The following is a 12,031-nucleotide window of genomic DNA, read 5'->3' on the forward strand; positions in this document are numbered from 1 at the left end:
GTCGGGGTGGACAAGCCAGCCCTGAGGCACGCCACGCGCGTGCATCCACGCACGGAAGCTTGGATACTTCGGCTTTCGACTTTCCTCGGGCTTTGGAAACGGCCACATGTTTTGATTCTGCCTAACGTTCCGGGTCAGACATGCGGACCCTGTGCTATCGCATTTATGGGGAGCGTAAACCGCATTGTCTGTAGCCGCTGGTTGGGCTCCGTTTTCATTTTAGAATAAGGTAGGATATTCCGATTACTGATCCGAGAACTGCTGGAATCGCAACCGCAGGTAAAATCATATAAAGAAAAATAAATACTCCGGAATCTTTCTTTAGAAACCAATATGCGGCCTTGCTGACCGCAAATGCGGAAATAAGACCGAATCCAAGACCTCCGACTGCGAATAATACGATGATGAGAATAGAGGCCTTTTCCGAATTCGCATACGCTGCCGCTATAAATGCGGAAAATGCGACAATCAACAAAGAGGTAAGGCCTGCGAGATTTAGCATTTTATTTTGCCCAACAGTGTTATTAGCCCTTACTGCGTTTTGCGGACGAAAACGGCAGATTATTGCTAAATAGGGGGTTGCTTAAATTCGGGTGCAGTTTTTTGAATTTTGTCATGGGGAGATCAAAAGCACGCTTTAGGATTTCGATTTGCGATAAGCAGACGGGCGATACCATCAAAGTCGAGTTGATTGATTCGCCCGGGCTTTGGGGTGAGCGGCGATACAAAATCCGTATGAATGGGCGCGCAGCCACACAGGTTAGCGAAGCGACTTTGACGGAGGTCTTCAGTCGTCTGCGACGGTGGACGGTGAAGCGGTCGGAGGGAGCTGACAGAGTCTAGAGCTGAGAGCCCAGAGCCCAAGGCCTAGCGCGGAGCTTTTAAAGTCACTCCGGAGCGCGGTCGTGGGGAGGACTGAGCGGCCCGGAAGAGGGGAGGGTGGAATCGCGGCGTAATGCCGCTCCTACGTGTCGGACTGGGCAATTCGTCGGGCAGTGCTTTGACGCCGGGTTACTGCTCTAGCTTCACTTGGTAGCGGTCCAGGGAGGTGCCTTCGAGGCGGGCGAGTTCGGCCAGGGCGATGCGGAGGTTGACGCGGGCGAGGAGTTCGTTGACGCGGGCGGTGTCGAGGTCCTGGCGGGAATCTTCCACAAAGCGGTAGGTGGAGAGGCCGGCTTCGTAGCGGGCTTTTTCGGTTTCGAATTGTTTCTGGCTGAGCTCGGTGGCGAGGGCCGATACGGCGACGGTCTCGCGGTTGGTGTCGACGGCGCGGACGGCGGAGCGGACTTGGACGAGGAGGCTTTGGTCGATCTGTTGGATGAAGGTTTCCTGACGGTTCAGGTTGGTGAGGGCCTGGCGGTAGCGTGCGCGGCCGGCACGGAGTCCCCAGGGGATGGAGAGGGTGACGTCGACCTGCCAGTTGTAGGTGTCACCCGAAGTGGCGCTGTTGAAGGCGCTGCGGGCGGTGTCGCGGTCTTCGCCGTTGTAGCCGACGGCGGCGCCGAGATCGACGGAGGGGAGGCGGTTGTTTTTGGCGACGGCGAGGTCGAGTTTGAGCTGTTCGGCAACGATCTTGTTGGCGGCGTAGTCGGGGGCGTTGGCGAGGGCGAGGGCGTAGGAGCGGTCGAAGGAGACGGTGGGGACGGGCTGGTCGGAGAGGCTGACGAGGCCGGGGCGGGTGGAGAATTCGAAGCGGCCGATGAGGCGGAGGAGGGCGTCTTCGCTGTCGCTGACGGATTGGTCGGCGAGGAGGAGGTCGCGGCGGGCGTTGGCGACGCCGACTTCGGACTGGAGGACCTCGAGGTTGGTGGCGACGCCGGTGTTGAGGCGGGCTTTGTTCTCGTCGAGGAGGGTCTGGGCGACCTCAAGGCTGAACTTGCGGACGGCGAGTTGTTCGCGGGCGAAGGCGAGGGTGTAGTAGGCGGATTCGACGTTGCGGATGACGGCGAGGACGACGGCTTTGAAGTCGTAGTTGGCGCGGGTGACGCCGAGGCGGGCGCGCTGGATGGCGGCGCGGTTGATGGTCACGCCGAAGCCCTGGAGGAGGGGCTGGGTGATGGAGAGCGAGACGTCGCTGTTGTAAACCGGGTTGAAGAGGGGCGGGGCGGTGTAGGGGCGCTCTTTGCTGCGGAAGAGTCCGGTGCTGACGCTGGCGAGCGCGCCGGAGGAGAGGAACTGGCGGACGCCGACGCTGGCGGATTGTTGCTGGGTGGTCGTTTCGGTGCCGGTGGTGTTGTCCTTGCGGCCGGCGAGGGCGGCGGTGGAAAACAGCGTGGGGTCGTAAATGGCGTCGGCGGCGATGATTTCGTCGCGGGCGTTTTGCGTGGAGAACTGCTGGAGCTGGAGGTCGAAATTTTTATCGAGGGCGCGGGCGACGCATTCTTCGAGCGTGAGCGCAGGGACGGCAGGGGTGGGCGTCACGACGACCGGCGCAGGGGTGAGCGGGGTGGGAACGGGGACCGGCGCGGGTTGCGATTGGGCGAAAGCGGAGAGTGGGGCGAGGAGCGCGAGAGGCAAAAGGCGGCGGAACATGAGAGAGGGAGACCGGCGGACGGGGAAAAGAGTGGGAGCGAGACGGCGGGGACGACGGGCCGGCTTATTGACGTTCGAATTCGTTATCGTTGATGCGTTTGAAGACGGTGAAGCCGGCTTGCTTGGCCTTGGAGACGGACGTGGGGGCGAGAAGTTTCGGGGTGTTGACCGGTTGGACGATAACGCGGGAGACGGCCTGGCCGCAGGTGGGGCAGTCGGCGAGCGCGGGGTCGGATGCATCGTGCCGGTGGTCAAAGCCTTCGCCGCAGAGTTTGCAGGGGGACTTGAGCGGGGCGTAGCGGTAAACGGGCATGAAGATTTCAAGCGAAACCATGCGGGTGGATTTGGCCAGCACGGTTTGCGATGGACGCGAAAACGTCGCGGTGCGTCGGGTGTCGGCCGCGTGAAACCCGGACGCAAAAAAAGGCGGACCGGTGAAGGTCCGCCTTTTTTAGGAGAGCGCCGGCCGGGCCGTGATTTTACGGGGTGGCGGGAGCGGTTTTGGCGAGTTCGGCGTCGACGAGGGCGGCGAGGGCGGCTCCGCCGTTGCGCGAGGCGGTGATGGCAGCGAGGCGGGTTTGGGTGTCCTTGAACTTGTCGGAGCTGGCTTCGGCGACGGGGAGTTTTTTATCGGCGGCGTAGATGATCAGGCCCTGATCGGTGCCGGAGACCATCTGGGAGAGCTGGCCCTTCTGGAGACCGTCGATGGCGGTGTAGACGTTGTAATCGAGGTCTTGGGGCGGGTTGGACAAGGTGAAGGCGGGCCAGGACTTGGTGCCGAGCTTGGCGGGGATCACGTTTGCGGAGGCGGCGACGGCTTTGGCCAGAGTGTCGCCGGCCTTCAGGCGGGTTTCGAGGGCGGAGCGGAGGGTGCGGCCAGCTTCGGCAAAGAGGCGGCGCTTCTCGGACTCGGTGAAGTCGGCGGTGACGCGGGCCTTGACGTCGTTGAGGGCGGGCTGGCGGGAGGGAACGGTTTCGTTCCAGACGAGGATGGCGGAGCCGCGACCGGTGGAGACGGGGTCGGAGAAGAGGCGCTCGGGGCCGGTCTTGAGGGCTTCGGTGACCAGCGCGCGATCGGAGCCGAGCTCGGCGGCGGGGGACTCGGCGTTGAAGGGGGCGACCTTCTTGCTGGTGAGTTTACGCGGGGCGAGGAAGGCGTCGAGGGTGGCGGGGGTGACCTTGTTGTCGTAGAGGGCGACGGCGAAGTCACCGGCGGCGTTGGCGGCGAGGGCTTGGGCGCGATCGAGCTTGTAGGCTTCCTCGACCTGCTTGCGGGCGGCGGCGAAACCGGCGTCGGACGGAGCGGCGGGTTTGTCGTCGGCCGACTTGGTGAAGCGCGAGGAGTTGGCGTTGTAGTAAGCGCGGAGGGCTTCGTCGGTGACGGTCACTTGGGAGACGTAGGCGGAGGCGGGGAAATCGATGTAAGAAACGCCGACCTTGGGGCCGACTTCGTAGCGAGGGGCGTTGTATTCAAAATATTTGGACAAGGCCTCGTCGGTGACGGCGACGGACGGCTTGAAGCTCGCCTGGTCGATTGTGACGGCCTCGAGGGACCAGACGGAGTCGGCGAGGTTGAGCTGGTTTTGCACATCGGCGGGGAGGACGTAGCCGGGGCCGGAGAGGAGCTTGAGAACCTGCTGGTAGGTGACGTCGTCCATGAGGACGCGGGTGACGTCGCTCTCGTGGAGCTGGGGGTTGGTCTTCAGGCTGTCGCGGAAATCGGCGTAGCGCTTGGCGTCGAAGCGGCCGCTGGCATCGGTGAAGGCGCGGAGCGTCTGGATGTGGCGTGCGAGGTCCTCATTGGTGGGAGTGGGGAGGTTGAGCTGGCCGGCGAGGTGGAGGGCGGCGTAACGCTGGAGGGCGTATTGCTGGAACTGGCCTTCGCTTCGGATCTGCATGCCGTGAAGCTGGACGCTCAGCGTGGCATCTTTCACCAGAGCCTGGGTATCCTCGGAGGAGCCGAGGTTAATGCCGAAGAACGGCTTGGCCGGGGCTTGTTTGGCGGTGTGACCGAAGCCGGACGACGCGTTCGTGATGAAGACGAACGAGATGATGACGACGGCGAGCAGGATCAGGAACAGCCATTTGAAGTGCTGTTGGAAGGTGCGTTGAATCCAGGAAATCATAGGGGAAAAGGGGAGATGGTGGGTTGCGGACGGGGCGTTTCAAGAGCGAATACGGGCCGCGCCCGACTCGTTCAGGTGGCCGGAACGGGGTGTTCCGCCAGGAGCTCGTCGAGGGTTTTCTTGAAAAACTCCGTGCGGGCGAGTCCTTGGACGGTCTCGTTATAGCGGGTGACGATGGGGTCGAGATCGGCGAGGAGCGGGCCGGATGGATCGCCGCCGAAGTCGTCGTCGAGACGTTTGAATTCGCCGAGGGAAATACGGTTGAGCGGGCGGGCGGGCTGGTAGCGCAAATCGGTCGAGTCGGCCTCGGGTTTGGGCGGGATGGGCGTGACGAGATTCATCAGCACGAGGCGGTTGATGCACTCGTTGAGAATCTGCGTGGGGACTTTCAGGCGGGTGCTGAGTTGCGACGCGGTGAAGGGCGACTGGCAGGCTTGGAAGCGGCGGCTGACGAGCAGGAGAACGATGAGCGAAAGACGTTCGCGCATGGATTCGGCGAGGGTGTTCCAAGCGGCCTGACTGTTGCGGAAATTGACGTTCTGAACGGCGTAGCTGACCTGTCCGCCGAGCAGGACGAAGAACCAGAACACATAGAGGCCGAACATGAGAATCGGCAGGAGCCCGAGCGAACCGTAGAGGCTTTTTTGGAGGACCACGCGCTTCAGGTAGAGGAACGCGAGGAAGTTGTTCATCACGATCAACGCGGCGACCACGAGTGCGCCGGCGAGGGCGGCGCGCCACCAGACATGGGTGTTGGGAATCGTGCGGTAGAAGATTGTGAGCATCGCCACGAGGATCAGCAGCGAACCGGCGGGCAGGAAGAATTTGAGCAGCGCGACGAACTCGCTGCCGAAGGGAATGCGGGTCTCGAACGCGTTGAACATCGCGCCGGCGCCGAGGCCGGTGACGGCGGCGAAGAACAGCACGGCGCCGAGCGTGAGCACCGTCCAGTAAAGCACGATGCGCATGATCCAGGAGCGGCCGCGACGCACGCCCCAGATCTCGTTGAAGGACGTCTCCACGGAGGTGAACAACTGAAGGACGATGACGATGAGCGTGATCGCGCCGACGGCCCCGACGGTGCCGTTGCGCGAGCTGGCGACGAAGCCGTCGAGCATCTGGATCAGCTCGGGGTTATCGGTGGCGGCGGGCGAGCCGGCGGCCTGGGTAGTGGCGGCAACAATACTGGTGGACGTGGCGTCGGGCGTGGCGGGGAGCTGACCGCTGGTTTCGAGCTGGCGGATCTGCGGCGCGATTTTTTCGATGATGTGGCTCAGGGTTTTCGCCGCGAGATTGGGGTCCTGCTTGTCGAGCATGAAGCCGGCGACGAGCATGGCGATGGCGACGAGCGGACCGAGGCCGAGCAGCGAACTGAAGCTTAGCGCGGCGGCGCGGCTGGCGGAATTGGTTTCAGAGATGCCCGTGAACGTGATCGAGACCACGCGCGAGACGGCGTAGAAGCGGCCGCGCAGGGATTTGTCGCCCAGAAAGCGAGGGTCCCAGATCTCTGCGCGGTAGGTTTTGAGGAGCCTTTGCCAGAGAGGAACGGGCATAAAATCGAGGGCCGTTTCAGGTCGTCAGCGCGAAGAATGCGTAGCCGCCCATGCCGACCAGGCCAAGGCCGGCGGCGAGCCCGACGCCGGCGAAATTCACAAACACGGTGCAGAAATAAAGACCGGCCGAGCCGAGCGCGAAGGCGGCGAGGGGCGTGGACTGCGATTGAGTCCACAGGAGAAAACCGACGAGGCCGACGCCCATCGCGGCGCTGAAACGCACGAGCGGATAGGCTTGGGTGACCTGCAGCCCGAGCAGCACGGCGAGCACGGTATTGAAGGCGCCGAGGATCACGAGCGGGTGCTTGAGGAGGACGACCGGATCGAAGTTGGCGAGGATGTCGATGGACGGAAGCATCAGGGCGGCGGCGCTGATCAACAGCAGGACGATGGCCGAGTAGAGACCGATGGCGGCGGCGCGTTCGCGGGCGATGGACGGATCGAGTTTATCCTCGGTTTCGGCGGTGCGGCCCTCGGCGGCGGCGAGCATGTCATCGACCGAAATGGGAGCGGCGGCGGCGTCGGCGACGTTGAGGGTCTTGAGCTTGGTCTTGGACTTGAGCTTGAGGGAGACCTTCTCGGGGAAAATGACGGCGATCAGTTCGGCGTCCTCGGTGATCGGCACCCACTGTTCTTTGGCGGCGTCGTAGTAGAGCGTTTCGCGGGTGATCTGACCGGTCTCGGCCAGCGAGATCAGGTGCTCGTGGGTAAAGGGGCCGCGGGCTTCGGTTTCGGACGCGTTACGAATGTAGAATTCCTGCGTGGCCATAAGGGGAAAAGTGTGGGGAAAGGTGCGACGGGCGAAAACCGGTCGCAAGAGTTGTTTTACGGGTGCCGCACCCGCTGGCGTGAAAACGCCGGCGGTGCGGCGGGGTGATTACATGCGGTTGACCGTGCGCAAACCGAGGAGATCGAGACCTGTTTCGAGCACGAGCAACGTGCGGGCGCACAGGAGCAGACGACGGGCGCGCACGGCGGGATCTTCGACGGCAACCTTGTCCGCGGCGTAGAATGCGCTGAATTCGCCGGCGAGTTCGTAGAGATAGAGACCGAGGAAATGCGGACGCAGGCTGGACGTGGCGAGGGCGACGGCGTCGGAGAACTTCACGAGCTTGCGGGCGAGGGCGAGTTCGGCGGGCGTCTCGATGGCGTTGGCGCCGGCCTCGGTGGTGGCGTCGCCGGGCGTGGCATCGAGCTTGCGGAAGATCGAGCGAACGCGCGCGACGGCGTAGAGCAGGTAGGCGGCGGTGTTGCCCTCGAGGGAGATCATTTTGTCCCACGAGAACAGGTAATCGCTGGAACGATTTTGGGAGAGATCGGCGTATTGCACCGAGCCGATGCCGACGACCTCGGCGATGCGGGCGCGCTCGGCCTCGGGCAAGTCGGAGCTGCGTTCGTCGACGAGGCGGCGGGCGCGCTCGACGGCTTCGCGGAGGAGGTCCTTCAATTTGATGTTTTCACCGCTGCGGGTCTTGAGCGGTTTGCCGTCTTCGCCGAGCACCGTGCCGAAGGAAACGTGCTCGAGATGCGGGACCTTGCGGTTGGTTTTATCGAACCACTTTTGCGCGGTGAGAAACAGCTGCTGGCAATGGTCGCCCTGACGCGAATCGATGACGTAGGCGGTGGCGTCGGCTTTGAAGTGCTCGCTGCGATAGAGAATCGTCGCGAGATCGGTCGAGGCGTAGTTGGCGGCACCGTCGGACTTGCGCACGAGGAACGGCTGCTCTTTGAAGCGCGGATGTTCGGGGTGGAAAACGACGAGCGCGCCCTGGCTCTCGGCGGCGAGTCCGCACTCGGTCAGTTCGCGGTAAACCTGGTCGACCTTGTCGTTATAAAAACTCTCGCCGAGCGTGTAATCGAAACGAATGCCGAGCAGGTCGTAGATCTGCTGAAACGCGGAGAAACTGACCTCGCCGATGCGTTTCCAGATGGCGGTGTTTTCCGGATCGTGGGCCTGCAGCTTGACGAGTTCCTGCTGGGCTTCCTTGAGGACGGCGGGATCGGCGTCGGCGGCGTTGTTGCCGACTTTGTAGAGGCGTTCAAACTCGGCGAGTGGCTCGGCGGCGAGCGCGGCCTCGAGGTCGGCGGGGGCGGTGACGAGGGCTTGTTTGTAGGCCCAGATGATTTTGCCAAACTGCGTGCCCCAGTCACCGATGTGGTTGTCGCGAATGACGCGCGCTCCGCTGAAGGCGAGCAGGCGGCACACGGCCTCGCCGATCACGGCCGAGCGCAGGTGGCCGACGTGCATTTGCTTCGCGGTGTTCGGCGAGCTGTAGTCCACGACCCACGTCTGGCCGGAGTAGGCGACGGCGGCGCCGGCGGTGAGCTGGGCGCGGGTGGAGAACTCGCGCAACCACGCTTGGAGTGCGCCGGGCTTCAGCGTGAAGTTAATGAAGCCGGGGCCGGCGATGACCACATCGGAGCCAGTCAGGACATCGGCGGGGAGGGCGGCGACGAGTTTTTCGGCGAGGGCACGGGGGTTCTGTTTTGTGCGCTTGGCGTAGGGGAGAACGCCGTTGGCCTGAAAGTCGCCGTGCTTGGGATCTGCTGTGCGCACCTCGGGCGAAAAGTCCGCGGCATCGAAGCCGGCGGCGGTCGCGGCAGTCTTGAGGGCCGCGTCAAACGTGGCGGCGAGGTTGAACGAAACGTGCATCCATCACTCAACGAAGCCAGCGCATGCTGGTGCAAGCGTGGAGTTGGCCAGCGTTTGCGAGGCGTGGCGGACACCGATCCCCTAGGTGAGGTGGGTAATTTTGGCTCGACATTCCTAGGGGGGAAGTTCTCTCTCTAAACTTTTCCGGCCAACGGCCAGACCCGATATTTCACATACACCTACTACATGACCAAACGCACGATCCCATCCCGCAGGTTTATCAAGCCGTCGTTCAATTCTCTCATCGAAAAGAAACGCGACGGTCAGGAGTTTACCCAAGAGGAAATTCGCTATATCATTGATTCCACGCTCGATGAGGAGATTCCGAAGCACCAGCTGGCCGCGCTTTTGGTCACGATTTTCTTCCAGCAGATGTCCGCCCAGGAAACCGCCATCCTGACCGAAGAGCTGATGCTTTCCGGCGAAGTCATCGACCTTTCGCACATCGCCAAGCCCAAGATCGACAAATACTCGACCGGCGGCGTAGGCGACAAGACCTCCCTCGTTCTCGTTCCCCTCGCGATGGCGAGCGGCGTGGTGGTTCCCATGATGAGCGGCGTCGAACACGACTACATCATCAGCCCCCTCGAAAAGCTCTCCTCGATCCCCGGCTTCAAGAGCCACCTCTCGATCGACGCTTTCAAATCCCAGCTCGCCAAGATCGGCGGCGCCATCGTCGAACAAGACGAAAAACTCGCTCCGGCCGACGCCAAGTTCTATGAACTGCGCAAGGAAACCGGCACCATCCCGTCCCTCCCGCTCATCACCGGCTCCGTGCTCTCGCGTAAACTCGCCGAGGGTTCCGAAGGCCTCGTGATTGATGTGAAGTGGGGCAACGGTTCCTTCATCAAGGATCTCGAGCAGGCCAAGCAGCTCGCCCGTTCGATGACCCGCGTCGGTCGTTCGCTCAAGCGTCGTTGCGTGGCCCTCGTCACCGACATGAACCAGCCGCTCGGCGACACCGTGGGCACCGCCCTCGAAGTCAAGGAAGCCATCCAGCTCCTCAAGGGCGAAGGTCCCGAGGACATGAAGGAGCTCGTGCTCAAGCTCGGTATGGAAATCGTGCGCCTCGCCGGCGTCGCGGGTTCCACGCTCTCGGCCAAGCAGACCGTGCAGCGCCACCTCACCGACGGTTCGGCCCTCGAGAAGTTCAAGGAGCTCGTCAAAGCCCAGGGCGGCGACGTTGCCTACATCGACAATCCTGACAAATTCCCGGCCGCGAAACACATTCGCAAGCTGCCCGCGCCGAAGCGTGGTTATGTCCACACCATCAACGCGGCGATGATCGCCCGCGGCGTGCACCTCCTCGGTGCCGGTGTCGAGAAGGCTGGTGACAAGGTCGATTACTCCGTCGGCGTTTCTGAGATCAAGAAGGTCGGCACCCAGGTCAAACAGGGTGAGCCGCTCATGATGATCCACTATAACGACGAGTCGAAGCTCGAGACCGCGCTCAATTACTTCAAGGACGCCTACCGCCTCGCGCCCAAGCGCCCCACGCCGCCTCCGCTCGTCGTCGAGCGCGTTGCTTAAGCGTTCGATATCTTGCTTTAGCCCAAGGCCGTCCGGATTTTCCGGACGGCTTTTTTGTGGGAACCGATTTATGCGCCGCGCTACCATTCCGCCATGGTATACAATCTTCTTGGTCTTCTGGTTCTGATTCTCTGGATCTGCGCGCTCGTGGACTGCATCAAAAGCAGCAACCCGAACAAGATCGTTTGGATCATCGTGATCATCCTGGTGCCCCTGCTGGGCTCGATCCTGTATTTCCTGTTAGGCCGCAAATAAACGGCGGTTTAGGCGCGCGAAGCCGGCGCGCCATCCGGGTCAGGAAAAAGCATCGACAACCCTGCGTTCACGCAAAACGTAGCGGCTGCTATGCAATCGCTTGAACACCTGTTTGCCCAAAACAAAGCCTGGGCTGAAAGCATCACCGCGAAGGATCCCCAGTTTTTCAAGAAACTGGCCGCCCAGCAAAATCCCGAATATCTCTGGATCGGCTGTTCCGACAGCCGCGTGCCTGCGAACGAAATCCTGGGTCTTTTGCCCGGTGAAATTTTCGTTCATCGCAATATCGCCAACGTCGTCGTTCACACCGATCTGAACTGCCTTTCGGTGATCCAATTCGCCGTCGATGTGTTGAAGGTGAAACATATCATGGTGGTCGGTCACTACGGCTGCAGCGGCGTGGGTGCCGCGCTCCGCTGCGAACGCGTCGGTCTCGCCGATAACTGGCTGCGCCACGTGCAGGACGTGAAGGAAAAACACGACGCCTGCCTGTGCCAGGTTCCGGACGGCTCGGCCCGCGCCATGAAGCTGTGCGAATTCAACGTGATCGAGCAGGTCGACAACGTCTGCAAGACCTCGATCGTGCGCGATGCGTGGGCCCGCGGACAGGAGCTGCACATCCACGGTTATGTTTACGGCCTGAAGGACGGTTTGCTCCACGACCTGCACTGCACCGCCAGTGATGTGGACGGGGCGTCGGTCAGCTACAAGGCGGCCGTCGCCGAGTTGAATATTCTTTGATGATGGCACGAAAAAACCCGCGACGTGAGTCGCGGGTTTTTTTGTGAGTCGGAAGGTCCGGCTGGTTCGACTCAGGCGCGGCCCATGTAGGAGCCGTCGTCGGTGCTGATGCGGATGATTTCGCCTTCCTTGATGAAAAGGGGAACGTTGACGACCAGGCCGGTCTCGAGGGTGGCAGGCTTCTGCACGTTGGAGGCGGTGTCGCCCTTGATGCCGTCGGAGCTCTCGGTGACCTTGAGGTTCACGGACGAGGGGAGTTCGATGGTGAGAGGCTTCTCGTCGACGAAGAGGACGTCCACTTTGCCGTTGGCGGTGAGATAGTTTTTGGTGTCACCGATCAAGGTGGCGGAGAGCTCGATCGTCTCGAAGGTCTCCGGATCCATGAACGCATAGGAGTCGCGGTCGACGTAGCTGAACTCGAGGCTCTTCTTCTCGGTGGGGAGCACTTCGATGGTGTCGGTCGAGGCGAAACGCTGGTCGAGCGCCTTGCCGTAACGCAGATTGCGCATCTTGACCTGCACGAAAGCGCGAAGGTTGCCCGGGGTGCGGTGCATGGTCTCCATGACGAGGTGGGGCTCGCCATTGAATTTGATTACTTGGCCTTTGCGGATGTCGTTGGCGGAGGGCATGTCGATGTGATG

11 protein-coding genes are annotated in these 12,031 nt (G+C 62.0%); 3 read left to right on the forward strand and 8 right to left on the reverse strand.

The features are described 5' to 3' along the window. Positions 1-214: 214 nt before the first annotated feature. From FPL22_RS16590 to argS, 7 genes are all read right to left on the reverse strand, one after another. Complete coding sequence (locus FPL22_RS16590; protein ID WP_144354157.1) at positions 215-502, reverse strand: hypothetical protein; 288 nt, start codon at positions 500-502, stop codon at positions 215-217. Positions 503-1,011: 509 nt separating this feature from the next. After that, complete coding sequence (locus tag FPL22_RS16595; RefSeq protein WP_144354158.1) at positions 1,012-2,532, reverse strand: TolC family protein; 1,521 nt, start codon at positions 2,530-2,532, stop codon at positions 1,012-1,014. Between the two features lie 64 nt (positions 2,533-2,596). After that, complete coding sequence (locus tag FPL22_RS16600; protein WP_238991459.1) at positions 2,597-2,887, reverse strand: FmdB family zinc ribbon protein; 291 nt, start codon at positions 2,885-2,887, stop codon at positions 2,597-2,599. Between the two features lie 124 nt (positions 2,888-3,011). Next, positions 3,012-4,658: a peptidylprolyl isomerase gene (locus FPL22_RS16605; RefSeq protein WP_144354159.1), complete on the reverse strand. Its 1,647-nt coding sequence runs from the start codon at positions 4,656-4,658 to the stop codon at positions 3,012-3,014. Positions 4,659-4,729: 71 nt separating this feature from the next. Then, a complete protein-coding gene (locus FPL22_RS16610) occupies positions 4,730-6,211 on the reverse strand; it encodes a YihY/virulence factor BrkB family protein (protein WP_144354160.1) in 1,482 nt (493 codons plus the stop codon). Between the two features lie 16 nt (positions 6,212-6,227). Beyond that, positions 6,228-6,980, reverse strand: a complete 753-nt coding sequence (locus tag FPL22_RS16615) for a GYF domain-containing protein (protein WP_144354161.1) — start codon at positions 6,978-6,980, stop codon at positions 6,228-6,230. A gap of 108 nt (positions 6,981-7,088) precedes the next feature. Next, positions 7,089-8,864, reverse strand: coding sequence for an arginine--tRNA ligase (gene argS / locus FPL22_RS16620; RefSeq protein WP_144354162.1), 1,776 nt, complete (start codon positions 8,862-8,864; stop codon positions 7,089-7,091). Between the two features lie 186 nt (positions 8,865-9,050). On the opposite strand from argS, the gene FPL22_RS16625 reads away from it, so the two are divergent. The 3 genes from FPL22_RS16625 to can all read left to right on the forward strand — a co-directional run bounded on the left by FPL22_RS16625 (position 9,051) and on the right by can (position 11,390). Then, complete coding sequence (locus FPL22_RS16625; protein ID WP_144354163.1) at positions 9,051-10,394, forward strand: thymidine phosphorylase; 1,344 nt, start codon at positions 9,051-9,053, stop codon at positions 10,392-10,394. A 93-nt stretch (positions 10,395-10,487) separates the two neighbouring features. Further along, entirely contained in the window at positions 10,488-10,649 is a 162-nt protein-coding gene (locus FPL22_RS16630) for a PLDc N-terminal domain-containing protein (RefSeq protein WP_144354164.1), read from the forward strand. A 90-nt stretch (positions 10,650-10,739) separates the two neighbouring features. After that, complete coding sequence (gene can / locus FPL22_RS16635) at positions 10,740-11,390, forward strand: carbonate dehydratase (RefSeq protein ID WP_144354165.1); 651 nt, start codon at positions 10,740-10,742, stop codon at positions 11,388-11,390. 71 nt (positions 11,391-11,461) lie between these two features. Here can and efp read toward each other — a convergent pair whose 3' ends face one another. Beyond that, positions 11,462-12,019 carry an elongation factor P gene (gene efp, locus FPL22_RS16640; RefSeq protein ID WP_144354166.1) on the reverse strand — a complete coding sequence of 186 codons (558 nt, stop codon included), beginning with the start codon at positions 12,017-12,019 and terminating at the stop codon, positions 11,462-11,464. Positions 12,020-12,031: the final 12 nt, after the last annotated feature.

The organism is Rariglobus hedericola (genome assembly GCF_007559335.1).
Lineage (GTDB): Bacteria > Verrucomicrobiota > Verrucomicrobiia > Opitutales > Opitutaceae > Rariglobus > Rariglobus hedericola.